General features: G+C 57.8%; 21 protein-coding genes. 12 read left to right on the forward strand and 9 right to left on the reverse strand.

Annotation, left to right across the window (positions count from 1 at the left end; all coding sequences use genetic code 11):
- Nucleotides 1-245: 245 nt before the first annotated feature.
- The gene (locus ABSG47_RS00210; RefSeq protein ID WP_424164801.1) at nucleotides 246-1217 is read right to left on the reverse strand and encodes a glycoside hydrolase family 130 protein; all 972 of its coding nucleotides are present in this window, start codon (nucleotides 1215-1217) and stop codon (nucleotides 246-248) included.
- A 53-nt stretch (nucleotides 1218-1270) separates the two neighbouring features.
- Entirely contained in the window at nucleotides 1271-3661 is a 2391-nt protein-coding gene (locus ABSG47_RS00215) for a glycosyltransferase family 4 protein (RefSeq protein WP_424164804.1), read from the reverse strand.
- Between the two features lie 1230 nt (nucleotides 3662-4891).
- On the opposite strand from ABSG47_RS00215, the gene ABSG47_RS00220 reads away from it, so the two are divergent.
- From ABSG47_RS00220 to clpX, 5 genes are all read left to right on the forward strand, one after another.
- Nucleotides 4892-5146: a CPCC family cysteine-rich protein gene (locus ABSG47_RS00220; protein ID WP_424164807.1), complete on the forward strand. Its 255-nt coding sequence runs from the start codon at nucleotides 4892-4894 to the stop codon at nucleotides 5144-5146.
- Nucleotides 5147-5159: 13 nt separating this feature from the next.
- Nucleotides 5160-5483: an ASCH domain-containing protein gene (locus tag ABSG47_RS00225; protein ID WP_424164810.1), complete on the forward strand. Its 324-nt coding sequence runs from the start codon at nucleotides 5160-5162 to the stop codon at nucleotides 5481-5483.
- Nucleotides 5484-5763: 280 nt separating this feature from the next.
- Entirely contained in the window at nucleotides 5764-7143 is a 1380-nt protein-coding gene (tig, locus tag ABSG47_RS00230; protein WP_424164813.1) for a trigger factor, read from the forward strand.
- A 74-nt stretch (nucleotides 7144-7217) separates the two neighbouring features.
- Complete coding sequence (gene clpP / locus ABSG47_RS00235) at nucleotides 7218-7811, forward strand: ATP-dependent Clp endopeptidase proteolytic subunit ClpP (protein ID WP_058188904.1); 594 nt, start codon at nucleotides 7218-7220, stop codon at nucleotides 7809-7811.
- 79 nt (nucleotides 7812-7890) lie between these two features.
- A complete protein-coding gene (gene clpX, locus ABSG47_RS00240) occupies nucleotides 7891-9162 on the forward strand; it encodes an ATP-dependent Clp protease ATP-binding subunit ClpX (protein WP_424164817.1) in 1272 nt (423 codons plus the stop codon).
- 62 nt (nucleotides 9163-9224) lie between these two features.
- Here clpX and ABSG47_RS00245 read toward each other — a convergent pair whose 3' ends face one another.
- Entirely contained in the window at nucleotides 9225-11066 is a 1842-nt protein-coding gene (locus tag ABSG47_RS00245; RefSeq protein WP_424164820.1) for a hypothetical protein, read from the reverse strand.
- A 65-nt stretch (nucleotides 11067-11131) separates the two neighbouring features.
- On the reverse strand, nucleotides 11132-12346 hold the full coding sequence (locus ABSG47_RS00250; protein ID WP_424164822.1) for a glycosyltransferase family 2 protein: 1215 nt from the start codon (nucleotides 12344-12346) through the stop codon (nucleotides 11132-11134).
- Nucleotides 12347-12692: 346 nt separating this feature from the next.
- Here ABSG47_RS00250 and lon point away from each other — a divergent pair, with 346 nt between their 5' ends.
- The 3 genes from lon to yihA all read left to right on the forward strand — a co-directional run bounded on the left by lon (nucleotide 12693) and on the right by yihA (nucleotide 17107).
- A complete protein-coding gene (lon, locus tag ABSG47_RS00255) occupies nucleotides 12693-15107 on the forward strand; it encodes an endopeptidase La (protein ID WP_424164825.1) in 2415 nt (804 codons plus the stop codon).
- Between the two features lie 63 nt (nucleotides 15108-15170).
- Nucleotides 15171-16502, forward strand: coding sequence for an MATE family efflux transporter (locus ABSG47_RS00260; protein ID WP_424164828.1), 1332 nt, complete (start codon nucleotides 15171-15173; stop codon nucleotides 16500-16502).
- A 2-nt stretch (nucleotides 16503-16504) separates the two neighbouring features.
- Nucleotides 16505-17107 carry a ribosome biogenesis GTP-binding protein YihA/YsxC gene (gene yihA / locus ABSG47_RS00265; protein ID WP_424164831.1) on the forward strand — a complete coding sequence of 201 codons (603 nt, stop codon included), beginning with the start codon at nucleotides 16505-16507 and terminating at the stop codon, nucleotides 17105-17107.
- A 108-nt stretch (nucleotides 17108-17215) separates the two neighbouring features.
- Here the strand turns inward: yihA and ABSG47_RS00270 are convergent, their stop codons facing one another.
- The 3 genes from ABSG47_RS00270 to ABSG47_RS00280 are packed head-to-tail and all read right to left on the reverse strand — an operon-like array spanning nucleotide 17216 to nucleotide 20535.
- On the reverse strand, nucleotides 17216-17620 hold the full coding sequence (locus tag ABSG47_RS00270; protein ID WP_424164834.1) for a type II secretion system protein: 405 nt from the start codon (nucleotides 17618-17620) through the stop codon (nucleotides 17216-17218).
- Nucleotides 17607-18077, reverse strand: coding sequence for a type II secretion system protein (locus ABSG47_RS00275; protein ID WP_424164837.1), 471 nt, complete (start codon nucleotides 18075-18077; stop codon nucleotides 17607-17609). The genes ABSG47_RS00270 and ABSG47_RS00275 overlap by 14 nt, the downstream gene beginning before the upstream one ends.
- 1 nt (nucleotide 18078) lies before the next feature.
- A complete protein-coding gene (locus ABSG47_RS00280; protein WP_424164840.1) occupies nucleotides 18079-20535 on the reverse strand; it encodes a secretin GspD/PilQ domain-containing protein in 2457 nt (818 codons plus the stop codon).
- 148 nt (nucleotides 20536-20683) lie between these two features.
- Between ABSG47_RS00280 and smpB the strand changes: the two genes are divergently transcribed.
- Nucleotides 20684-21235: an SsrA-binding protein SmpB gene (gene smpB, locus ABSG47_RS00285; protein WP_424164843.1), complete on the forward strand. Its 552-nt coding sequence runs from the start codon at nucleotides 20684-20686 to the stop codon at nucleotides 21233-21235.
- A gap of 16 nt (nucleotides 21236-21251) precedes the next feature.
- On the opposite strand, the gene ABSG47_RS00290 is transcribed toward smpB, so the two are convergent.
- Entirely contained in the window at nucleotides 21252-21638 is a 387-nt protein-coding gene (locus tag ABSG47_RS00290; RefSeq protein WP_424164846.1) for a type II toxin-antitoxin system VapC family toxin, read from the reverse strand.
- Nucleotides 21631-21951 carry an AbrB/MazE/SpoVT family DNA-binding domain-containing protein gene (locus ABSG47_RS00295; protein WP_424164849.1) on the reverse strand — a complete coding sequence of 107 codons (321 nt, stop codon included), beginning with the start codon at nucleotides 21949-21951 and terminating at the stop codon, nucleotides 21631-21633. Before ABSG47_RS00295 ends, ABSG47_RS00290 begins: the two co-directional genes overlap by 8 nt.
- Nucleotides 21952-22077: 126 nt before the next feature.
- On the opposite strand from ABSG47_RS00295, the gene ABSG47_RS00300 reads away from it, so the two are divergent.
- Genes ABSG47_RS00300 through ABSG47_RS00310 form a run of 3 tightly spaced genes read left to right on the forward strand, consistent with a single transcriptional unit; the run spans nucleotide 22078 to nucleotide 24342 of the window.
- Nucleotides 22078-23598, forward strand: a complete 1521-nt coding sequence (locus ABSG47_RS00300) for a leucyl aminopeptidase (protein ID WP_424164852.1) — start codon at nucleotides 22078-22080, stop codon at nucleotides 23596-23598.
- Between the two features lie 46 nt (nucleotides 23599-23644).
- Nucleotides 23645-23911 carry a hypothetical protein gene (locus ABSG47_RS00305; RefSeq protein ID WP_424164855.1) on the forward strand — a complete coding sequence of 89 codons (267 nt, stop codon included), beginning with the start codon at nucleotides 23645-23647 and terminating at the stop codon, nucleotides 23909-23911.
- Nucleotides 23908-24342: a putative toxin-antitoxin system toxin component, PIN family gene (locus ABSG47_RS00310; RefSeq protein WP_424164859.1), complete on the forward strand. Its 435-nt coding sequence runs from the start codon at nucleotides 23908-23910 to the stop codon at nucleotides 24340-24342. The genes ABSG47_RS00305 and ABSG47_RS00310 overlap by 4 nt, the downstream gene beginning before the upstream one ends.
- The last annotated feature ends 6 nt before the right edge of the window (nucleotides 24343-24348 follow it).

A 24348-nucleotide genomic window follows, 5' to 3' on the forward strand; every position in this document is an offset into this window, starting at 1 on the left:
TCCCGCAGGCGCGCCATGCAATGAGATCCAATAGTACCGCCGCCAGCAGAACATGCAGCGCACTGGACGGAGCGCAAACATACTGAGAAGGCCATCGAAAGGGCGCAGCTCTGCTTGTTTGAATGTCACAGAATTGCAGCGGGGACATTCTCGCCGTCTCCAAAGTAATTGCGGTGCCCAATTCAGCCAAGTCCTGCCAGTCTCACTCATTGTGTTTGCTCCTCGTGCGCCTGCGCGTGCGCAAGTCAGCGAACGCTCGACGCATCGGGTGTCGAGTTTGAATCCAGCCATGAGAGCAAACGCCGAATACTTCCGGTAGCCAAAGCCATCGTAGAATCAGCCGCTCCGTAATATAGGTAGATCGTGTCTCCATCCGCACCAATGGTTTGTCCGCAGGGGAACACGACATCGTTCACATCTCCTCCGCGCTCATACGGTGCTTCCGGTCCGAATATCCAGGAGTCGCCTCGTTGCAGGCAGACGTCCGGGCGTTCCAGGTCAAAGAGTGCGAGACCAAGACGATAGATACTTCCAGATGCGGTCTGTCGCACCCCGTGATAGATGGTCAGCCATCCCTTTGCGGTCTCAATCGGCGGAGAGCACAGCCCTATCTTGTTAGCGTCCCACCATCCTCCCCGCCGTGCTTCGAGGATGATTTTATGACTTCCCCAATGTCGTAAATCAGGCGAATAGGAAATCCACATGTGAGCGCCCAACGTCGTCACCGGTCGATGAACGAGTGCCCAATTGCCGCCGATTCTTCGCGGCAACAGTGCGGCATCCTTGTCTTCCGGAGGCATGATGACGCCATAGCGCTCAAAAGTCTTGAAGTCTTTGGTGAGCGCTAGAGACACTCCCGGACCGCCGCGCGCGAAGGATGTATAGGCCACCGCAAATTGATCAAGTTCGGGGACGAAAGTGATGCGGGGATCTTCAATGCCCCACAACTCCTCCGGATATTCATGAGGTTTTGCGGCGAGCGTGGGCTCAGCATCAATACGCCATCCGTCGATTCCATTGCTGGAGCGAGCTGCGCAGAGATGCGAAAGACCACGCCGGTCTTCCACTCGGCAAAGAAGCAAAGTATCTCCGTCTGCCAGGCGAACCACTCCAGCGTTGAACACGCTATTGATCGGATAGGGCCAGTGCTCCCGGCTGAGAATCGGATTTCCGGAATGCCGCTCGAAGAGGGAAGTTTCAACCCACGTTTTCTGCACTCGCGGTTCGGAAAGGAGTGAATCTGGCAATAACATCGCGGAAGCATTCATGTTCAAGAATACACACTCATTTCCTGTTGTAATTCGTCTACGTTTGCTACTTCAGCAGCCTGCATATCAAGCAGAGCCATAAGAAACGAGAGGGTCGATTCCGCTCCTTGGTTTTCATTCACGCGGTCGGGATGAAGACCGTCTCGGCATCCACCTGTAGACGGGTCATAGAGCGGCGCAAGAAGGTCGTTCTTACCGAGGAACCAGCGGAATGCTCGCGACGCCTCCGTTTGCCAACGGCTCTCGCCGGTGAGCCTATAGACCTGCTGGCAAGCGGAGACCGTCGCGCAGGCTTCCACCGGCTGCTGATCGAAGCGAGCTTTCTCTCTGCCTTCGGTAAAGAATCCATTGGAGCCGATGGGAACAAAGGTTTCTCCATCGCCCCTGTGCTGTGCGGATACTAGCCATTCAAGTGACTCAATCCCGGCCGCAACCATTCTCGTGTTGTCACTGCGCCATCCAGTCAGGATGAGGGCCTGAGACAACCGGGCATTGGAATAGGACAAGCTTTTCTCGAACCAGTGCCAGCTATCGGAGCGGTTGCGTTCATAAATGTCCAGCAGGCGATTGCCAAGTGCGTTACGGAAGCCTTGAATTACTCTGTCGCCAGGAAACCAATCCAGGTATGCCTGCATGCCGAGAACGCTGAAGGCCCACGCGCGAGGACTGCTGAAGGTCATGGCCGCAGGCACAGCGGACTCAAATAGTCTTCCCGCTGCTCCACGCAAGCCGGCATCCTGAGAGTGCCCAAGTACATATCCCAACGCCCACAAAGCGCGGCCATGACTGTCTTCCGAGCCTATATCTTCCAACCACTGCCGGTCATAGCCCAGAAAGTTGCGAAAGCGTCCACTGTCGGAATGAAATGCCAGCCACAAGAAAGCCAGATAGCGGCTTGAAAGATTAGAACTCTTTACATCGCCGCTGTACGCGAGGTTTTCATCGAGTTGGGTGGATACCATGAGAGCCCGCGCGTTGTCATCGGTTGTATAGCCTTCGCGCGTATTCGGCACCGAAAAGATCGCGTGCTGCAAGATACCTGTGTCGTCCGTCATGGACAACAAATGGCCAGTGTCGAGAAGCGGCAAGCGATCGATTCGATCCAGCAATTCCGTAGCCGCATCCAACTGTTGCGCAGGCCTTGGCTGCAACGAACGCTCAAAACGCGCGCGTTGAAAGCTGGCCATGTAGGCGTGCGCTGTCTTTGGCCAGGTCGTTCCGCGAGAATGCAAATAGGCTCGCTTGCGCATCGCATGACGTTCTGAATCATTCTCAAGCAATGCAAGGACAGCTTCCGCAATTGCATCGGGACGCTCAAAGGGAACGATCACGCCACGCTTCTCCGCAAGCAATTCCTTGGCGTGCCAGTATGGCGTGGAGATGATCGCTTTCCCTGCGCCAAACGCGATTGCCAGCGTACCAGACACAACCTGCGCTTCCTGCTGGTAGGGCGTGATATAAATATCGGCCGCGCCTACATGCTCGACAAGTTCTTCCGCGCTGATAAAGTGATTGTTAAAGATCAGATGATCGGAGACGCCAAGCGCTTCGCCCAGAGCCTGTAATTCTTCCCGATAGCGTTCGCCTTCCCGCTTTCGAAGATGAGGATGCGTCACGCCGGAGACGATATAAACCACATCTCGATGTTGTGCCAGGATTGCGGGTAACGCGCGGATGACATTCTCAATTCCCTTGTTGGGAGAAAGCAAGCCAAAGGTCAAAAGGACAGACTTGCCTTCAGTGCCAAACTTGTCTTTGAAGTAATTCGGGTCCATAAACGGCAGATCGGGAACGCCGTGCGGGATGACGTCAATCTTGCCACTCGGAACCGCGTACACTTCGCGGAGCAGTTGCGCCGCTAACTCGCTCATCACAACCAGACGATCTGATAGTTGCGCAATCTCCTCGAGGACCACACGCTGGTTCCAGCTAGGCTCGCGTAAGACCGTATGCAAGGTTGTGACCAGCGGCATTTTTAATCTGCGCAGCATTGTCAGAATATGGCGGCCTGCGGGGCCTCCGTAAATGCCATATTCATGCTGCAAACAGACGAGATCATTTCCGTTGAAGTTGAGAAAATCGGCGGCTCGTTCATACGAGGACAAGTCCTCTTGCGTAATCTCCAATCGCACTCGTTCTGGATATTCATAACTTGAATCCGGATCATTGACGGGTATGGCAAACAACCGCGCCGGACCATATTCCGCTGCCAGCGCGGTACATAGATCGGTTGTGAAGGTCGCGATGCCGCACTCTCGGGGCAGATAATTTCCGATAAACGCGATGCGCGTTGGCAAAGGCAGGCTGCTTTCCTTCAACACGATTGGAAGCGCGGCAACTGGACCGGAAGTTGCGACAAGCCTGTTGGGATGCGTCATTTTAGAGAACGACATCGTTCCTACTTTCACTTGCGGCAGCGTCATGCTCTTGCATAACATCTTGATTGCGCTTCATATCTAGCGAATTCGACAAGTTAGGTTGTCGAAAGAAGCGCCCCACCTGGTGCGGTTATCCACCGAACTGGCGGACAGCACACTTCAACCAATTTGTCTTAGTCCAGCCAGGCTGCCGTCACCAGAAACTCATTGCGTCTGGAGAGCTTCCTGGTTGAGTCAACGTATGGATGCGCCAAAGGGGGCTAAAGGTAGCTCCGCATATCGAATGGTTGTAGAAGGCTCCCGGCAACTCGAGTTGTTCGGTTGCGTACTTGAGCGGTGCTCGTCTGGAGCTAAGCCTGAGATGCTGGAGGCGAGGAAGGAAAAACTGGCTACTGTCCCGAGCATACACCCGATTGAGCTTATGTGCCGATGGTGTCATAAGCGATCGGGTAAAAGCGGTTTGTTGACGAAACAAGCACCATCTTTTCGGCGTTACCCAATCTTCGCAGAACCTGAACTTCTGTACGGTCAACACGAAGCTGATTTTTAGCGAAGAAGTCGTATCGAGCGCTATGGCACAGAAATGCAACCGAAGGCATTCACCGATTGCCTTGGCAAATATTCAGCGCCTTTGAATTCCTTCCGTATAACGGGGCAGCCGAAAGCAAATCTCCAATGAAGAGAACAGTCAGGCCGAAGCACTCAATTGAGCAAGATTTCCGAACACTCGCGCGAGATGATCCCGCGAAACGCGCTTTCCGTCACTCAATTTCCGATTCGCCTTCGATATTCAACAATCAGTAAATTTCAAACTCCACCACCACCGATCCCCATCCTCCATTACTAAAGTCCAATGCCCTTTCGTACCGTCCCAACCCTCCAGAAAATTTGCATAAAATAACCGCCGTTTATGCCATACTCATAATCAGCAGCAAAAGACGGCCCGAATCCATCACGGATTCGGGCCGTTTCGTTCAGGGACGGTACGGTACCCCTCCCCCATCCCCCTTGCACCACAACTGGTGCAAAAGGTGCCGTACCACCTGTGCAAGCTGCACAGTCTTGAAATGAAGATCGCATAAAGATTCAAATAAGAAGTGTGGAAACGCCCACAATCAACACAAAATAAATATCTTAGGAGAAACCATTGCACAGGATAACTCCCAAAAATCAACGCCCTGACCGCACAAACAAAACCGAACCATTCCCGTAAACTCCTTATGGCTCTTCGCCGTCTCTCTCGACATGGAGACGCGTTTTCGCTGTCCGTGCTGCGGCTACCGCACATTGAACACACCGGAATCGATGGAGCTGTGCCCCGTCTGCTGGTGGGAAGACGACGGCCAGGAAGACGAAGACGCCGGCGAAATCCGCCTCACCGTCAACGGCGCACTGAGCCTCAGCGAGGCCCGCATGCACTTCGCCGAGTGCGGCGCAGCGCATCCCCGCTTCCTGCCCTACGTCCGCAGGCCGGAATCCACTGAACTGGCGGCGGACTGATTACACGCTCAGCATGGTCTTTACAAAACGCCTCCGCGAAGGTGTTCGCCGCGGCGAAATCACCTGCAGCGTACGCATCTGGATGCGTCCCCACGTAAAGGTCGGCCATCGCTACAAGATGGACGAAGGCGAGATAGAAATCGACTCGATTGAACCCATCGGGTTCCCGGACATCACACCGGAGTTAGCGCGAGCATCCGGCTTTCTGGGCGTAATTGACCTTCTCAAGGTCGCAAAACACGGTCCCGGCGAAAACATCTACTTAGTCCGCTTCCACTACCTGCCGCCCGCCAAACCGGAACTACAGCCAATTGGGCGGAGAGTGAGGCAACGGTGAAAAGTGCAAGAAGAAAAACGCGGAATAGAGATCTGAGCGGCATGGGCAGTCTCGGGCAAAAATGATCGCGAAGCGATTGTACCGGGGCTGGCGCGCGACTGATGGTAACGTTCCCCAAAGGGTACGTTCGAACCGGGCTTTCCGCCTCTCAGTTTGACCCTTCGGTTGCTTCCCTCTTACCATTAACAAAGCACCTCCCCCGAGCTGGCGGCCTTTGTCGTATTGCCCCATTGCCGGGGAGTTCTCACGCGGCGCCAAGCGCGCCTGGAAGGCAACGAAGTTGAGTTCTGTTGACACCATCGAAAACACACCGGAGCAGGAAGCCACTGGCCACGAAGGCCACACGCATGACCACGACCATCACGATCATGATCACTCTCACACCCCCGCTCCTGTCCTGAATCCTGACTGCACCCGCGAAGTGGTGCTGGACATTCCCGCCGAAGATGTGACCAAGGCCTTCCGCGGCGTCACGCGAAACTATCAGAAGTATGCCCGCATCCCCGGCTTCCGCCCCGGCAAAGCCCCGGAGAGCGTCATCAAGCGCAAGTACGAAAATGAGATTCGCAAAGATGTGCTGGATCAGATTCTGCCTGGGAAATTCAACCAGGCAGTAGCGGAGCAGGGCGTGTCGCCAGTTGGCCAGCCCCAGGTAACGGACTTGAAGCTCGAAGACGGCGAGCCGCTGCATGTGAAGGCGGTATTTGAGTATCTCCCCGAGTTTTCGATCGAAGGCTACCAGAATGTGACCGTGCCCAAGCCCTCTGTTGAAGCAACGGACGAGGAGTTTAACGCCGAGATGGAGCAGCTCCGCGACTCGCGCTCCACGGTCGAGCCGGTCGAAGAAGAGCGTCCGCTGGTGGACGGTGACTGGGCCCTGATCTCCTACGAGGGCAAGATCGAAGGCTCCGACGACACCGCCCCCATCAAGGGAGAAGAAGCGCTCGTTGAAATTGGCGGCAAAGACACCGTAGAAGCCTTCACCAGCGCCCTGCGCGGCGCAACGGTAGGCCAGACCCTGGACGTTTCCGCAAGCTACCCCGCGGAATATCCGCAGGCCACACTTGCCAACAAGACAGTGGACTACACGATTGACGTCAAGGCCATCCGCAAGCGCACCGTACCTGAACTCAATGATGATTTCGCCAAGGAGCTGGGCGAATACGAGAGCTTGGCCGATCTCGAAACCAAGGTGCGCGAGCATGTAGCCAGCCGCAAGCGGCGCAGCGTGGAAGGCGAAACGAAGGATCGGCTCTTTCATGCGCTGGTCGAGCGTTTCCCGTTCCCTGTTCCCGAATCGCTGGTGCAGGAGCAGATTGACGCCCGCCTGGAGCGTGGATTGCGCGCGCTCGCCGGCCAGGGTATGAGCCCAGAGCAGATGCGGAAGCTGGACTTTGCCCGCCTGCGCGCAGCCCAGCGCGATTCCGCGGCTGCTGAAGTGAAGAGCGGCATTCTTCTCGCCAAAATTGCACACGCTGAGAACGTGCAGGTAACGGACGAGGAAGTGGACCACGAGGTTCAGATTGGCGCCATGCAAACCGGCGAATCAGCCGATGCCCTGCTTGCGCGATTGACGCAGGAGGGCGGCCTAGCTAGAATCCGTGAACAACTGAAGCGCGAAAAAACCGCTCAACTTTTGTACGATCGGCTGCCTGCCTAGCTGGGGGCAACGTCGCGCTCATAAACGGGCGGCGAAGACAAGCGTAACTGAACTGGAGAGCGAAAAGGGCATACATGGCATTGGTTCCCATGGTTGTTGAGCAGACGAGCCGGGGCGAGCGCGCCTACGACATTTACTCGCGTCTGCTGCGCGATAACATCATTTTTCTTGGTACGCCGATTGATGATCAGATAGCCAATCTGGTGGTCGCACAGTTGTTGTTCCTTTCCGGCGAAGACCCGGACAAGGACATTCAACTCTACATCAATTCGCCGGGCGGTTCCATCACGGCCGGCCTTGCCATCTACGACACCATGCAGTACATCAAGAACTCCGTAACAACCTTCTGCATCGGTCAGGCGGCCAGCATGGGCGCGTTTCTGTTGCTCGCTGGAACAAAGGGTAAGCGGTTCGCGCTGCCCAACTCGCGCATTCTCATTCACCAGCCTTCCATGGGCGGCCTCAGCGGCCAGGCCACGGACATCGACATCCACGCTCGCGAGATCCTTCGCATCCGTGAGATCACCAATACCCTGATGGCCAAGCACACAGGCCAGCCTCTCGATCGCATCGAACGCGACGTAGAGCGCGACTTCATCATGAATGCCGAGCAGTCCAAGGAATACGGCATCATCGACGAGATTATCGACCGGCCGCGCGGTAGCTAGCGCGGCTTTAACTTTTTCCGCTCAGGCGGATGCAGAAACCAAATGCAAGTCCGGAAAGTCCGGGAGGAGTCGTACAACCATGAAAACGCGCACGGGACCTGAAGAAGCATTGCGCTGCTCGTTCTGCCACAAATCGCAGGATGCGGTTGCAAAATTGATCTCGTCGCCCAGCGACTATCCCCGGGCCTACATCTGCGATGAATGCGTGGGTGTCTGCAACTCGATCCTCGAAGACGACCGCGGCGAAGCGCATCCCTCCACCAACGCCGGCCACCTGCCCAAACCGCATGAAGTCAAAAGTTTTCTCGATGACTATGTAATCGGACAGGACCAGACCAAGAAGAAGCTCGCCGTGGCGGTTTACAACCACTACAAGCGCATCCAGATGAACCGGGTGCGGAACAATGATGTCGAGTTGGCGAAGTCGAACATCCTTCTGGTCGGCCCCACCGGCTCCGGCAAAACATTGCTCGCGCACACCCTCGCCAAGATGCTCGATGTCCCCTTCGCCATCGTCGACGCAACAACACTCACCGAAGCCGGCTATGTAGGCGAGGATGTGGAGAACATCATCCTCAAGCTCCTGCAGGCCGCCGACGGGGACGTGACCAAGGCGCAGCAGGGCATCATTTACATCGACGAGATCGACAAGATCGGCCGCAAGGATGAAAACCCCTCCATCACGCGCGACGTGAGCGGTGAGGGCGTGCAGCAGGCGCTGCTTAAGATACTTGAGGGCACCGTTGCCAACGTTCCTCCGCAGGGCGGGCGCAAGCATCCGCACCAGGAGTTCACCGCGGTCGATACCACAAATATCCTCTTCATCTGCGGCGGAGCCTTTGTGGGCCTTGAGCGCGTAGTAGGCCGGCGCGTTGGCAAGAAGGCGCTCGGCTTCAAGACCATTGACGCCGAAGCCGATGCCGCAACAACTCGTGCCCATCGCGATACGGAACTGCTGCGCAAGACTGAGCCGCAGGACCTGATCAAGTACGGGCTGATTCCGGAGTTCGTTGGCCGTCTGCCTGTAATGGGCGTGCTTGACGAGCTGGATGAAGCCGCCCTGGTTGAAATTCTCACCAAGCCCCGCAATGCAATTATGAAGCAGTATCAGCGCCTGCTCGAATACGAGAACGTCCGGATCCACTTCTCGCAGGACGCAGTGGGCGCCATTGCCCGCGAAGCTCTGACTCGCAAGGTCGGCGCGCGCGGCCTTCGCATGATCCTGGAAGAGCTGATGCTTGACCTGATGTACAACCTGCCAACCAACAAGAAGGCACGCGATCTGGAAATCACACGCGACATGGTCGAGCGTCGCGATCTCTCGCTCTGCCTGCTGGAAAAAGCAGGATAACTCGCAAGACGCTTCAAAAATAAAAAGACCGCGCTGCATAGCGCGGCCTTTTATTTTTCCGCTTACTTACTTTGCAAAGCTACTGGAGTGGGAGACATCGCAGAACCAGCAGAACAAAGCTCATCCGTATCCACCAGCTTGAGCGCCTGACGTGCCTCTTCGGCTGACCATATTTCCCCGTGATCCGGCGCTGTAAGCCGCCAGACATGACGGTCGCGATAGTGGCAGATGAGTGGCTGATCGGGGTCGACCGGGTCCAGGCTGTGAGCCCAGATGATGCGTTGAGAAGGAATGTCAAATCCATTGCGCACCCATTCTTCCGTTGGTTGATGGTCCGTCGTATACCGCACCAGCACCAGGCTATTGCCGGAAATGGCCTTCAGCGCTTCTTCCGTAGCGGCTTTGGAGAGAACGGCAGGAGCTGTCGTCCGTTCCGGATACGGCGGTATGTTGGCAAATTGCAGGGCTTCAACACTCACGAGAGCCACAAGAGCTGTAAAGACAAGCGCAGCTCCAAGGCGTGTCCTGCGATGCCACGCATAGACCGAGCGCAAGGCAAACATCCCGAGGATGGCGATCACAGGCAGGATCGGAGCGAAGTAATGCTCGTGATTCCATGTCTCAACCGAAAATCCGAGCGCCATAAATCCAAGCAGCGGCCATACCCAACGCAACCTTCTGTTTCCGGCGCAAAGCAGCAGGCCGGCTGCGAGCGGTGCCAGCGTCACGCCGATAAAAAATGACCCGATCAGGATGAACTTCCTCGCGATGGAAAGGAACCATCCTGAAAGCGTGCGCATGCGCCATTTATGCGGGTGTTCTATGACGAGATATTGATTTTTCTGAGCCGCGATCTCAGAATTGCTTTCCGTGTACTGCGCTTCAAAATGATTCGTTGGCGTAGCATCCTTCTGGAAAAGAAATGCCGGAGTGGCGGAATACTGCCGTCCATCTTCGGCCCAGGGAAGATTACCGGCATGCCCGGTCACGTGCCAATCGTAGTAGCCAAGCCACACCGCCCCCACGCCAAGCACAAGAACATAAGCAGCGGCAGCCTTCGCCGCCGGTATTTTTTGTCCACTGCGAAGTGAAGCCAGGAAGCGGACAAGAATCGCAATGCCGATCGGCGCGGCAAGCAACGTCCCTTCATAGGGTCGCGTGTTGGCAAGAAGCCAGCAGCCAAGCGCAAGAATCGCGCCATTGCTGACAGTAAACCTCTTCCAGAGGCGCAGGGCGGACCCCACCACCAGACAGGCTCCAATGGCCGCTGCCGCGCCGCCCATATACGTGTCATTCCAGTACGATGTCCACGTGATCTGAGCAGCAGCAATGAGCCCCCCGAGGAAGGCCCATCGGTGCGGCATGATCCCCAGCAGAGCCCAGTAAAGCGCCGCGCACATAAGCGCGCAACTCAGCAGCACGCCGGCAAAAGGGGTGCCGAATACAACCCATCCCAGGGTAAGAAAAAGAGACTGCCCCGGCGGATACTTGCCCGAGTAGCTAGGCACTAGAAGCTCTTCATAGGTCTCGAAGTGCGTCCAGAACTCCGGCGTAGGGTTTGTCAATCGTCCATGCGCAAAAGTCTCGGCCTGCAGCAGGTAGGAAAATTCGTCGAAATTTCGGGGCACCTTAACAGCGCGCCAGTGCCAGTCCACAAATCGGCCCGCAAGCGAAACGACGATCAGTAACGCCATCGCCGCAATCGAATTCCGCGGCACTCTCCCCAGCCAGCGCAGCGGCTGAAAGCGCAGCCCAGGAAAAGCTCGCAAGGCAAAAGCAACAACCGCGCCGAACGCCAGGCACGCCACCGGCAATACCAGACCCCGGAGTTGTGTGCTCACATTCGGATCGAGGACAAGAGCTAATTGGGAAACCAGAGGAAAGCCCGATGCGGCTGCGTTCATCCTTTAAACTCCTACCGGGGTCAACTGTATGTCATGCGACCGGATACAGGAATCGGAGCCGGCGTCTACCGCCGCTTCATTCCCAGGACGCTCAAAAAGAAGCTGGAAAAAATAGTCTGCCCACCCACCATCAGCGCCAGCACAGAGGGCAAAACGCGGCGCAGCATCACGCCCGCATCCAGGTTGCCGAAGTGTCGTCCGCTCCAGATGGAAACAGCCCAGAACGATCCTGCCAGCCCGAGCAGCAGCAGAGCCGCGCCGATAATGAGGCCGGTCTCCAGCGTGACATAACGGAACATTTTCGAAAGCCGCGCATCCTCCGGAAGCAGTCCCTCGCGAATAGCGAAGATCTTGGTAAAGAGGGCAAAGCTGACAGCCTGATAGCCGAGCATGAAAGCGCAGGCCGCATAGAGCAGCGTATGCACATCCAGAACCGTATGGCCCAGCGGGCGCGGTCCTGGCAAAAGCCATATTCCGGCCAGCAGACCCGTCAGCATGAGTGCGAGACCCGGATAAAGGAACAGCCATCGCGGGCTATACAGCAGCAGAAAGCGCAGATGCCGCCAGCCGTCGCGCCAGCTGCGCAGATGCGGAGGCCGGCTGCGGCCATCGGGGCTCAGCGTCGTGGGAACTTCGGTAATATTCATGCCGAAGAGGGATGCCTTCACCACCATCTCGCTGGCAAATTCCATTCCCGCTGTCTGAAGGTCCATTCGGCGGTAGGCATCCTTGCTGAAACCGCGCAGGCCGCAGTGGAAATCGCCCGCCGGGCAGCGGAAGAACAACCTGCCGATTGTCGTCAGCACCGGGTTGCCAAGGTACCGATGCAGGGGTGGCATGGCGCCGGGCTTGACCCCGCCGAGAAAGCGATTGCCCATGACTAGGTCGGAGCCGGAGCGCAGTTTAGATAGAAACTTCGGAATATCGCCGAAGTTATAGCTCATATCCGCATCGCCCATCATCACATAACGGCCACGCGCCGCTTCAATGCCGCCACGAAGAGCATTGCCGTAGCCCTTGGCCGTCACACGCACCACCCGGGCGTGCAGGCCCTCGGCAATCTCGATCGATCCATCCGTGCTGCCGTTGTCCGCCACCAGTATCTCGGTGGCAATTCCCTGCGGATTCACAGCGTCTTGAATCTGCAGAATGCAGTCGGCCAGCGTCTCAGCCTCATTCAGACACGGCATGACGACTGTCAGCTCAGGCTCAACAAGCACAGCAAGAACTTCTGATTCAGCTAGCGATGGGTCCACGGCCGGTCCGGCGCTATTTACCATAATGGAAGCGTCTCCGTTGATCCAGATAGAGTTAATTAAGGGTTGATATAGAGTTAGAGTTAGTTCGTCCAGAGTAATCACTCCCATCTTATCAGAGTTAAAATCCTGTGACTAGCTGCATCCAGAGGCACGGAGCAGCAGAAAAGCGCCTCATCGGCGCAAAGTGCATTATCTTTATGGGAAGCCCGGAGCGGTAAGGCCGTGACCAGAACGCGCGATTCGCTTTCAAATTCCGCAATCTACAGCCTGCGTCCTCACCCGCTGTACAATCCAATCTAAAGCCACTGCTCTTCGACGCATACGGAACCGATTTTGCCGCGTCGAATGAGCGGCGCTACACTTGCTTATGACCACTCCCCGCGACAAATCCGACCCGCGCAAGCTACCCATGATGCCCATCCGGGACATGGTGATCTTTCCCTATATGATGACGCCCTTCGTGGTGGGGCGCGAGTCGAGCGTGCGCGCACTGGAAGAGGCGCTCACCGGCGACCGGCTCATCTTTCTGGCCACGCAGCATGACGCCACCATAGACGAGCCCAAAGCCAAGGAAATCTATCAGGTCGGCTGCATCTGCCGCATCGTGCAGAACGTCAAGATGCCTGACGGCAACATCAAGGTCCTTGTCGAAGGCGTAGAGCGCGCCAAGTCCACCGAAGTCAGCGACCGCGACGGCTTCTTCGTCGCCACCATTCGCACCGGCAAATCAAACTTCGAGTTGACGCAGCCTGTCGAGCAGCTCATGCAGCGCGTCACCAGCCTCTTTGAGCAGTACGTCAAGCTCCAGCAGTCGCTCAACTACGAAACCATCATCGCCACCGTTCGCATGGACGAGGCTTCCAAGCTCTCCGACGTCATCGCAACCAACCTCCAGATCGGCGTAGAGGAAAAGCAGGAACTGCTCAGCATCTTCGATCCCGCGGCCCGTCTCGCGCGCATCGCTGACGTGCTCGACGTCGAAATCGAAAAACTCGACCTCGACCGCAACATCCAGTCGCGCGTAAAGCGGCAGATGGAGCGCGCGCAAAAAGAGTATTACCTCAACGAGAAAATCAAGGCCATCCAGAAGGAGCTTGGCCGCGGCGAAAAGAGCGAGTTCGACGAGCTTCGCAAAAAGATTGAAGCCGCCGGAATGCCCAAGGATGTGCTTGAGAAAGCCATCGCCGAGCTCAAAAAGCTTGAAGCCATGCCGCCCATGTCCGCCGAGTCCACCGTCAGCCGCAACTACGTCGACTGGCTCCTGGCCGTGCCGTGGAAGAAGCGCTCCAAGGAAACACGCTCCATCGATTTCGCCGAAAAGGTTCTCAACGAAGACCACTACGGCCTCGAAAAAATCAAAGAACGCATCCTCGAATTTCTTGCCGTTCGTCAGCTCGTCAAAAACCCCAAAGGCTCTATCCTCTGCTTCGTAGGACCTCCTGGCGTAGGCAAAACCTCGCTCGGCATGTCCATTGCCAAGGCAACGGGCCGCAAGTTCGTGCGCCTTGCTCTCGGCGGCATACGCGACGAAGCCGAGATTCGCGGCCACCGCCGCACCTACATCGGCGCGCTTCCCGGCCAGATCATCCAGCACATGAAGCGTGCCGGCACCAAGAACCCCGTCTTCCTGCTCGATGAAGTAGACAAGATGGCCTCGGATTTCCGCGGCGACCCGGCATCGGCGCTCCTTGAAGTGCTCGACCCCGAGCAAAACTCCACCTTCCAGGATCACTATCTTGACGTGGACTACGACCTCTCGCAGGTTCTCTTCGTCGCCACGGCCAACGTGCTGCACACCATTCCGGCGCCCCTGCAGGACCGCATGGAGACCCTCCGCCTGCAGGGCTACACCGAGCAGGAAAAGCTCGAAATCGCGCGCCAGTATCTCGTCAAAAAGCAGCGCGAACAAACCGGCCTGAACGAAAAGCAAGTCATCATCCACGACGACGCGATCGTTGAGCTCATCCGCAGCTACACGCGCGAAGCCGGCGTCCGTAATCTTGAGCGCGAACTGGGCAATCTCTGCCGTAAAGTAGCCCGCCGAGTCGTGAAGAACGGCGCAAAGCACAAAGAGGAAATCACGGCGGCCAATATCGCCGAATTCCTCGGCGTGCCGCGCTTCCGCGACTCCGAGATGCAGGAGAAGAATGACATCGGCGTCGTCACCGGCCTCGCCTGGACGGAAGTCGGCGGCAGCATTCTCTACACAGAAGTCCAGGTCCTCGACGGCAAGGGCAAGCTCACCATCACCGGCCAGCTCGGCGATGTCATGCAGGAATCGGCGCAAGCCGCGCTCAGCTACATTCGCGGCCGCGCCCAGGCCCTCGGCCTCACACGCGAGTTCTACCGCAACGTAGACCTGCATCTGCACGTCCCGGAAGGCGCAATCCCCAAGGACGGCCCATCCGCCGGCATCACCATGGCCACAGCGCTGGCCAGCGCGCTTGCAAGAATTCCCGTTCGCCGCGACATCGCTATGACGGGCGAAATCACGCTGCGCGGCAAGGTGCTGCCCATCGGTGGCCTTAAAGAAAAACTCCTCGCCGCACTGCGAGCCGGCATCTTTGAAGCCATTCTTCCCCGCGGCAACGAGAAGGATTTGTCCGAGATGCCGGACAAAATCAAGAACTCCATGAAGCTGCACTTCGTGGACTCAATGGATGAAGTCCTTGCGCTCGCGCTCACCGAACCGCTGCCCACCCCCGTTCCATCGGAGGCCGAAGTGCTGGCCTCCGTTCCAGTCCCGCCAGAGATATCAGGCGGACAGGCAACTCGGCAGTAGCCAACCGCGACCTTCAGGAAAATGCCGATAGCAGATTGACGCGTACCAGATAGAATCAACCCAATGACACACTGGTATCGGCGCGTCTTTCTGCTAGCTGTTCCGCTGATCCTTTCCAATCTGACGCAGCCGCTGCTGGCAACGGTAGACACCGCATTAAGCGGGCACCTTCCAGGCGCGGCAGCTCTGGGAGGGGTCGCGCTTGGCGGCGTCTTCTTCGACACCATCTACTGGAGCTTCGGCTTCCTCCGCATGAGCACCACAGGGCTGGTAGCGCAGGCGCAGGGCGCGGGCCGGAGCGAAGAGCTACGCCTGCATTTTCTGCGTTCCCTGCTACTCGCTCTGCTGATCGGCATAATGGTCCTGGCGCTCCAGGCTCCGCTCATCGCCTTCACCCTGCAGCTTCTCGGCGCAAGCCCGGAGGCCGCCGCAAACGCCAGCCTCTACTGCCATATTCGTATCTGGTCGGCTCCGGCGGCGCTGGCCAACTTCGCCATCCTCGGCTATCTTCTGGGTCGCCAGCGCGCAAAGCTGGCGCTGCTCCTGCAGGTGGTCATCAACGTGGTGAACGTCTGCGTAGCCTTGATGCTCGTCCTGCGCATGCATTGGGGCGTAACCGGCATCGCCACTGGAACAGCCATAGCAGAGTGGATCGGATGCCTGCTCGGCCTTGCACTGGTCGAACGATCCGTATGGGCGCCGGTCCAATGGCACGTCCTCATCGACCGTCCAAAACTAATAAAACTCTTCGCGCTCAACCGCGATATCCTATTGCGAACCGCAAGCCTCGCGGCGGCATACCTGTGGTTTGCGCGCACAGGAGCGCACGAAGGCGATGTTATCCTGGCCGCAAATGCCGTGCTCATGAATCTTCACTACATCGCCGCATACGGGCTCGACGGCTTTGCCAACGCCACGGAGACCCTTGTGGGCGAATCCATCGGAGCGCAAAGAATCGAGGACTACCGCGCCGTGCTGAAGGCTTCGTGGACATGGGCCGTCGCAGTCGCTGCTCTCGTCTCGCTCACGTATCTTGTCGCCGGCCCATGGCTGGTGCCCCTCTTTACCAACGTGCAAGCCGTGCAAACGCTCGCCCTGCGTTTCTTGCCCTGGGCCGTAGCGCTGCCAATCATCTCCGTCGCCAGCTTTCAACTCGATGGCATCTTCATCGGCGCAACGCGCGGCCGCGAGCTGCGCAACGCCATGATCATCTCCTTCGTCATCTTTCTTGCCGCGGCCATCGCACTTCAGCATTGGTTCGGTAACAATGGATTGTGGTGCGCCTTTTGCGGCTTCATGGCCGCCCGCGCAATCACACTCGCGGTTCGGCTCAAACGCATTGAAGTGCTCTTTCCCGTAACCGCGCGCTTTGCAAGAGTGGATGGTTGGACATAAATATGAAATACACCACACAGTTTCTTCTTTCGGCCATGGCCGCCGAACAATTTCCCGCCCCGGAATCCCTGCGCAACGCGCCGGAGATCGCCTTCCTGGGCCGCTCCAATGTAGGCAAATCAAGCCTTCTCAATGCGCTTGCCGGCGAGAAAGCAGCTAAAGTCTCTTCCACGCCCGGCCGCACTCGCGCCATCAACTTCTTCGCGCTCCTCGACGAGCGCCAACGCGCAAAGCTCGTCTTTGCGGACCTGCCCGGCTACGGTTACGCCAAGATATCGAAGTCGATCTCCGCAGAGTGGCCAAAGTTCATCGAGCCCTATCTCGCCGAGCGTGAAACCCTCGCCCTCTGCGTCTGCCTCATCGATTCCAATGTTCCTCAGCAGGACCGCGACCGCCAGCTCATCGACTGGATGCGCCACATGGGCCGCGCCTTTGTAGTCGTCGCAACCAAAGTCGATCGCCTCAGCGGCAATGAGCGCACGCGCAACATGGCAGCACTCAAAAAAGGGCTCGGCGTAGAGGAGATTCTCGCAGTCTCAGCCAAAACAGGCTCAGGAATCGGCGCGTTGTGGGCCAGGATTGAAGCAACAAACAGCGATCGGTAACCGCTGTCGCTTCCCGGAATCGCGCGCCAACTCCGCAAAGAGAACAGGATCGGTTGTCGCTAAATCGCGCATGAATGAAGTTCATGCTACAGGAGCTGCCTGCATCAGCTACCAGGTCGAATAAGGCTGCCCATCGGTGCCCGTTTCCTGCGAGCCCGAATGCACGTCATCCACGCCCGGATCGGTCTGGTCGAGCAAGTGCAACGTATCTCCCATGTCGGTAGTCCACGTATCCTTGCTCTGCGTCATCGGGTCCACGGGAACCTCGCGCAGATAGCCATCCTGTACCAGGTCGTCCAGCGATTGCGGAGCCTTCTGCTTGTCCGCGGTATAGGAGTCGATAGCGGATCGCATGGTGTGCAGGTCTTCCTTCAGCACAGCTTCGCGAGCCCCGCGCACCGTTGCCTTGTAGGCGGGAATGGCGACCGCCACCAGGACGAGCATGATTGTCATGACAATCATCATCTCCAGGAGCGTAAAACCGGCCTCGTGCTTTGGTTTACCAGTCCGCATATTTCGTGCCGTCCAGACCTGTTCCCTGCGATTTTGAATACACGTCAAATATGCTTTGCCCGCCATACGTGTCGGCCTTCGGATCGTCCTGCATCGAACGCAGGCCCCACTCGGTGCTGCCTGTCATGGGGTCAATCGGAATGCGGCGCAGAAACTTCATCTTGACCCCCTTCAGGTCCACGCCTTTCACCAGCGTGTCCAGATCGGGCGGATAGTTGTTGCTGTCTAGCTTGACCATAATGCCGCCCTTGTCCGCCGCGTCTTTGTACCTGTCGATCCCATCGCGAATCATCCACAGGTCTGCGCGCAACTCGCGTTCCTTTTGCCGCTTGATCTCCATGCGCGCAACCGGCAACGCCGCAGCAGCCAGAATGCCCAGAATCCCCACGGTCACAATCAGCTCCAGCAGGGTAAGTCCCTGCTCGCTCCGCTTCCGTATTGGCCTGCTGCGTCTCATCTCACTTCACGGTAATGTTCACGCCGCCGCCCGTAGCCGGCACGGACTGCTGGCTCTTGTTCATCGCAACGGGTTGTGTGATTGCAATAGTGCTGTCTCCAGGCGCTTTCGCCTGGAAGTTGAGCACATACACCACTCCCGCTCCGCTCACGCCCGGAGCGCTGCTGGGACGGGAAGCGTTGATGGTAATGTCACCCGCGGGATCGTCCCTGAAGGTGGGGCTCACGGTCTGGTTGTCGCGGTTCAGGAAGTCCCCTGGCGCAACTCCCACCAGCGAAAGCTTCGTTGCGTCATAGTGCAGCTTAAGCGGAACGGAGGCAATGTCAGCCGCGCCGCTGATCACGACAGGAACCTGGAAGGTAGCGCCGTTTGTAACCGGCCCGGGATTGCTGAGAATAAAGCGAACCGCGGAGCCCGGAGCCGGATTCGCAGCAGGCTGAGCAGCAGCAGCGGGAGTCATCGGCAGCGATGGCGGAACCATCGGAGGTGGCGAAGCAGGTGACTTGGGCCCTTGCGTCTGTACCGCATCCAGCGCGCCCTCGGCAGACTTACGCATATCGGCAAGCGCCATAGGCGCGGCAGCCGAGGCGCTGGGAGCCTTGAATGAGCTCACAAAGGTAGTAGCCACTCCCGTCTGCACCACCGGCGCGGCGCTGGCCGCGGGTCCGTCCACGGGAAGACGGCGAAGCTGGATGCTCGCCCCAGTGCCGGTATCCACCATGCGCAGATTGGAAGCGGAGTAGTTTGCGCCACGCACAATGTGTGGCACCAGCATAAAGACCAGCTCATCGGTCATGATGGTATGGTCCTTTGAACCAAAGAGGTAGCGCAGACCTGGAATCGCGCTGAGGCCTGGAATGCCGCTCCAGCTCGTCGAATCGGTCTGCTCCAGAATCCCGCCAAGGATACTGACCTCACCCTCGCTCAGGCGGACTGTCTGCTCGCTGTTCTTCTGGATGATGATCGGCTCGGTAACGCCGTCAATGGTCACGTTGCTGCCCTCGGACTGATCTTCGATCTTGATTTTGAGCGTAACGTCGCCGTTGTTGTGAATAGTGGGCGTCATCTCCACGTTCACGCCGATATCGATGTATGTGAACTGCGTCTGGGACACGCCGGCAGTAAGGGTGGAGGCGACGCCAGTGCTGAAGGTGCCCGTGGCAATCGGAATGCGCTCACCGATCTTCGTCGTTGCCTTCTGCATATTGGTGGAGCGCAGGCGCGGGCTTTGCAGAACCTTGGTATTGGCGTCGGAAAGCAGCAGATTAGCCGTCGCCGCGCCCATGGTGATGGCAAAGTCATTCGAGTTGAGATTGGCCAGGTTATAAAGTGTCAGGTTTGAACTTGAAGTAGAGGACGACGTAGTAGAAGTCGTGCTGGAAGTGCAATTACTGCTCGTGCTGCTGGTCGTGCAGGGCGACTGCAGTTGCACGCCTATGTTGCCGGGCCACGCTATGCCCAGGGTGCGCTCCCAGTCCTTGCTCACTTCCATGATCGCAATATCGACCACTACCTCCGGCATGGCCTTGTCGATGTCGCTGATGATCTTCGCGGCAAGCAGCAGTTGGTCCGGCGTGCCCTTTACGATGATGGCGTTCTGGCTATTGACCGGGAACGCCTTGACATCCGTTCCCAGTACATTGCGAAGCGTCTGCAGCGTGTCAGTCAAATCGGACTGTTGGACGGCATTGGTCAGATAAAAGGTCTGGACACCCTGCTCGTCGAGATCGCGCCGGTGGGCCGGAGTATTCTCTGCGACAAAAATGGTATTCGGCGTAACCGGGCGCCAGAAGGTGTTCGACTGAACGCCGACAATACGCAGCGCATCGAGATAAGAAACGTTAGTCAGATCCACCGTAATCCGCTTGGAAGTGTAAGCCTGGTCGAAGAGCACATTGATACCCGCGGCACGTCCAATCGCCTGGTAAATATTCTTCGTGTCCTCCGTCGCCCGCATCGTGAGCGGCTCGGTAGAGATGGGCTTAAGCTCAATCGGGCCGCCAAGCGAATCGAAGAGCGCCTGTCTGGCCACTTCAACTGGCGGAATTGGAGGTGCTTGTGCCGCGGCACGCTTCTGGCGCTCGCGCACCGCCTCCATCTCCTGCGTGGCGGCCTCGTTGCTCGGATCGATATCCGCCGCGCGCAGAAACTCTACCATCGCCGCCTGGTCTTCCCCGGCTTTTTCAAGCTGACGCCCTTTGGTCAGATGCATCCCGGACGCAGCGCCCCGCACCCGATACATCGCGGTGCGATAGCGAAGGTCTTTGGGGTTCTTTTGGTAGGCCTTCTGGTAGGCCTGGTAGGCCACATCCCAGCTCTCGGTATTCTCAGCGGCCTGGCCCCGTTTATAAAACTTGCCGGCGGACTGCGCATAGAGCGAAGTGCCTGCGGCCAGCGTCAAGGCGAAAACGAGTAGAAAGGTGGCCCTCAAAGGGGAGAACAGCCAATTACGATTCATCAAGCTCCCTTGTCGGACGCCTTTTTGTCGGTACATCCTTACCATCAGGCGATGCCTCATTTTAGCAAAGACCATGTGCCGGACACCCCAGTGCGCGCTTGGCCGAAACTATGCCGATGCTACGATATAGCTTGAAGGAACCCATAGAATGCCGCGCCAGACCAGTCATATAATCGCCCAGCCCGACACAGCCGGCCAGAAAAAGGCTGTGCGTCCGCGCGACCCCGTGGCCTCCGGCGAGCGCGATGCGGCTCAAAACCGCGCGGCCGGCCATAACTACTTTCTCCTGGAGCGGTTTGAGGCGGGCGTGTCGCTCCGCGGAACCGAAGTCAAGTCGATCCGCGAGGGCAAAGCCAATCTCAAGGACGCCTACGGTCTGATTAAAAACGACGAGGCATTTCTGCTCAACCTGCATATTGGGCCTTATTCGCACGGGAACATCTCCAACCACGACGAAACCCGCACGCGCAAACTGCTTCTGCACCGGGAAGAGGTTCGTAAGCTACTCTCCAAGACGCAGATCAAAGGACATACGCTCATCCCCACCCGACTTTATTTCCGCCACGGACGGGTCAAGTGTGAGCTGGCCGTGGCCAAAGGCAAGCAGGACTGGGACAAGCGCGAAACCGAAAAACGCCGCGAAGCCGACCGCGAAGCCCGCTCCGCCATCAATGACAGCAAACGCCGCAACCAGAAGTAAAACCGGCCACCGTTGCTCAGCGGACAACCTCGACCTCAACACCCAGGGAAAGCTGCTTCCAGACGCGATCCGCCGTAAGAATCTTTGCTTTGCGCTCCATCGCAAGAGCAATGCAGGCGCGGTCTCCCAGGGACAGCCCATACGGACGCGTGATCGAGATCAACTCCGCGGCGACTCTTGCCTGCTCCTCGGTGAAAGGCCATATCTCGCATCGAAGCGCCATAAGCCGCTCCCATGCTGCCGCAGGCGGCTCGCCGAGATGAATGAGACGGCTATGGACTTCGGATAGATGCACCGCACTCACCGCTGCTTCATCCAGGTGAGGCACCACCAGTCGTCCGCCGGGTTCGCCAAGAAGAAGCGCCAAAATCGCTGAAGAGTCCAGCACCGTGCTGTCAGGCAATTTTCTCCTCGATCATTTTCCGAACTGTTGCGGCATCGCGCTCAAACTCTTCTTCCTCGCGCCGAGCTTCCGCCCGCCGTTCCGCGATCAGTTCATCCGAAGCCAGAACACCCGGCCTCCTGAGATGCGCCAACTCCTCCTGGATCCGTGCTACACGGGTAGTATAGGATTCGATCTTCAAAACCCCATCCTCAACATCCATAAGAACCGTGTCTCCAGGCTTGACCCCGAGCAATTCACGCATCGAAGCGGGGATCACAATCCTTCCGTTGGAACTTATACGGGTTTTTGACTGAGTTGCCAGTTCGGGCATAATTGACACCTTTATTCATTTTGACACCTATAAATCGTTTTGACAATTTATTAACTTAGACATTATCGCCAATGAATCGGGGATGCCGTGTTGCCGACTCTCCACCGGGTAATGCAACAATCGGGTATGCGGACTGAACTCTCCTTTGCCTCCCTGAACGAAATCGAAACAGAATTGCTGGCCGTTCTGGCCGCAGACACCCAGACCGCCAAAGGCCCTGACGCCAAGCCCGAGCCACTTCTGCTCACCGCCGACGAATCCGTAAAATTCGCCGTTGCTGGCATCCTCTCCAGCGGCGAATTCAAGGCAGCCTCCAATGAAACCCTCCTTCTCCACGCTCCATCCGGCCTCAAAGCAAAGCGTCTGCTCCTGATCGGCCTCGGCAAACAGGCCAAAGCCACGCTGACCACCGTGCGCAACGCTGCCGGAACCGCCGTCCGCTTCACCAAGCCACGCGGCATCCGCGAGCTCGCCTTCGCACTCCCCGACTCCGAAATTCCGCTCCCCGCCGCGGCCCGCGCCGCAGCCGAAGGCGCTGTTGTCGGCGACTTCGACTCCGACACCTACCGCAGCGACCGCAAGGACCTCAGCGTCCACTCCTTCACAGCCATTGCCCCTGCCAACGCCGACAAATCCGCAGTGCAAACCGCCTTCGCCGAAGGCGCAATCATCGGCGAAAGCCAGAACTTCGCGCGCCTCCTCGTCAACGAGCCAGGCAACGTGCTCACTCCCACCGAATTCGGCCGCCGCGCCGCCATCATGGCCGAGGAAGTCGGCCTCGGTTGGGACATCAGCTCCACCGAACGCCTCCGCGAGCTCAAAATGGGAGCCTTCCTCAGCGTCACGCAGGGTTCCGAAGAGCCGCCCGCGCTCATCGTTCTCAAATACGAACCGGAAGGCGTCACCGACGGCCCCATCCTCGGCCTCGTCGGCAAAGGCGTCACCTTTGACACCGGCGGAATCTCCATCAAGCCCGCCGACAACATGGAAAAGATGAAGTACGACATGGCAGGCGGCGCAGCCATGCTCGGCGCCATTCGCGCCATCGCTCTTCTCAAGCCCAAAGTGCGCGTCATCTGCATCGTCTGCGCCACAGAAAACATGCCCGACGGCAAAGCCCAGAAGCCCGGCGACATACAAACCGCCATGCCTTTTGCATCAGATAAGCCCGGCAAAACCATCGAAATCATCAACACGGACGCCGAAGGCCGCCTCGTCCTCGCCGACGGACTCACCTACGCGAAGCAGCTCGGCGCAACCCACCTCATTGACGCCGCCACCCTCACCGGCGCAGTCGCCGTAGCCCTCGGCCAGATCAACGCCGGCGTCTTCTCCAACAACGAGGAGACCTTCGACAAATTCAATGCCGGACTCACCAACAGCGGCGAAAAATTCTGGCGTCTCCCACTAGGCGACGAATACGCGGAGCAAATCAAATCCGACATCGCCGACATCAAGAACACCGGCGGCCGTTACGGCGGCGCAATCACCGCCGCCGAATTCCTAAAAGTCTTCGCCGAAGACACCCCGTGGCTTCACCTCGACATCGCCGGCCTCGCCTGGAATGACGAGAACAAGTCCTTCCTCGCCAAAGGCCCTACCGGCATAGCCGTCCGCTCCATCGTGGAATGGGCGCGAAGCTATTGAAATTCGCGGCAAAGCGATAAACTGGTTATCGAAGGCACAGTGAGCCATGCACTTTAACGCAACCGAATTAACGCCAGACCAGAAAGCCGTCATTGAAGAGCTGATGGGCCGCAGCCTCAGCAATGAGGAAGCCATCAGCCTTCAGGCAGTTCCCGCGGACACACGATCCGACGCAGAGCGGAGAGCGGCGGCCGATGGATTGATCGCGTTCCTGAGAGGCCTGCCAGAGCCGGCGGCAACAGAAGCGGAGCTGGATGCGGCCATTGTGGAAGCGATGCGGGAAACGCGCCCAGGATACACAGAAGTCCGGTGAGAATCGTCTTCGATACGAACATCCTCGTTCGTACATTTATCAGCCCGCGTGGCCCGGCAAACGAGGCTCTGGAGGCAATTCTCGCAGGCAATCACCGGCTTCTGCTATCTATAGAGATTTTGCAGGAATCGATGCGCGTGCTGCGCAAGCCGCTGATGTCGCTGTTGCACGGGAAAACCGAAGATGACCTGTATGGTTTTCGAGTTCGGCTGCTGCAAAACGTCGAAATGGTTTTGCTGAATCCGCTTCTGACCGGCCCTGTGCGAGACCCCAACGACATCGTCATTCTGCAGACGACTCTCAGCGGCAATGCCGATGCCATCTGCACCTTCGACCGTGACTTCTTCACGCCGCCCGCCTCTGATTTCCTCGCGCTGCGTAAAATCGCCGTGCTTACCGATGCGCAACTGCTCCAGCGTCTCCGGCAGTAGTTCGTC

The sequence above is a fragment of the Occallatibacter sp. genome, from assembly GCF_049510455.1.
GTDB lineage: Bacteria > Acidobacteriota > Terriglobia > Terriglobales > Acidobacteriaceae > Telmatobacter.

Bases quoted from the DNA above. Each gene is read 5' to 3' on its own strand.
- ABSG47_RS00280 (WP_424164840.1), bottom strand. From the start codon at position 20,535: ATGAATCGTAATTGGCTGTTCTCCCCTTTGAGGGCCACCTTTCTACTC.
- ABSG47_RS00275 (WP_424164837.1), bottom strand. From the start codon at position 18,077: ATGAGACGCAGCAGGCCAATACGGAAGCGGAGCGAGCAGGGACTTACC.
- ABSG47_RS00215 (WP_424164804.1), bottom strand. From the start codon at position 3,661: ATGTCGTTCTCTAAAATGACGCATCCCAACAGGCTTGTCGCAACTTCC.
- clpX (WP_424164817.1), top strand. From the start codon at position 7,891: ATGAAAACGCGCACGGGACCTGAAGAAGCATTGCGCTGCTCGTTCTGC.
- ABSG47_RS00305 (WP_424164855.1), top strand. From the start codon at position 23,645: ATGCACTTTAACGCAACCGAATTAACGCCAGACCAGAAAGCCGTCATT.
- ABSG47_RS00300 (WP_424164852.1), top strand. From the start codon at position 22,078: ATGCGGACTGAACTCTCCTTTGCCTCCCTGAACGAAATCGAAACAGAA.
- ABSG47_RS00250 (WP_424164822.1), bottom strand. From the start codon at position 12,346: ATGGTAAATAGCGCCGGACCGGCCGTGGACCCATCGCTAGCTGAATCA.
- ABSG47_RS00270 (WP_424164834.1), bottom strand. From the start codon at position 17,620: ATGCGGACTGGTAAACCAAAGCACGAGGCCGGTTTTACGCTCCTGGAG.
- ABSG47_RS00225 (WP_424164810.1), top strand. From the start codon at position 5,160: ATGGTCTTTACAAAACGCCTCCGCGAAGGTGTTCGCCGCGGCGAAATC.
- yihA (WP_424164831.1), top strand. From the start codon at position 16,505: ATGAAATACACCACACAGTTTCTTCTTTCGGCCATGGCCGCCGAACAA.
- smpB (WP_424164843.1), top strand. From the start codon at position 20,684: ATGCCGCGCCAGACCAGTCATATAATCGCCCAGCCCGACACAGCCGGC.
- ABSG47_RS00295 (WP_424164849.1), bottom strand. From the start codon at position 21,951: ATGCCCGAACTGGCAACTCAGTCAAAAACCCGTATAAGTTCCAACGGA.
- lon (WP_424164825.1), top strand. From the start codon at position 12,693: ATGACCACTCCCCGCGACAAATCCGACCCGCGCAAGCTACCCATGATG.
- ABSG47_RS00260 (WP_424164828.1), top strand. From the start codon at position 15,171: ATGACACACTGGTATCGGCGCGTCTTTCTGCTAGCTGTTCCGCTGATC.
- clpP (WP_058188904.1), top strand. From the start codon at position 7,218: ATGGCATTGGTTCCCATGGTTGTTGAGCAGACGAGCCGGGGCGAGCGC.
- ABSG47_RS00220 (WP_424164807.1), top strand. From the start codon at position 4,892: ATGGAGACGCGTTTTCGCTGTCCGTGCTGCGGCTACCGCACATTGAAC.
- ABSG47_RS00245 (WP_424164820.1), bottom strand. From the start codon at position 11,066: ATGAACGCAGCCGCATCGGGCTTTCCTCTGGTTTCCCAATTAGCTCTT.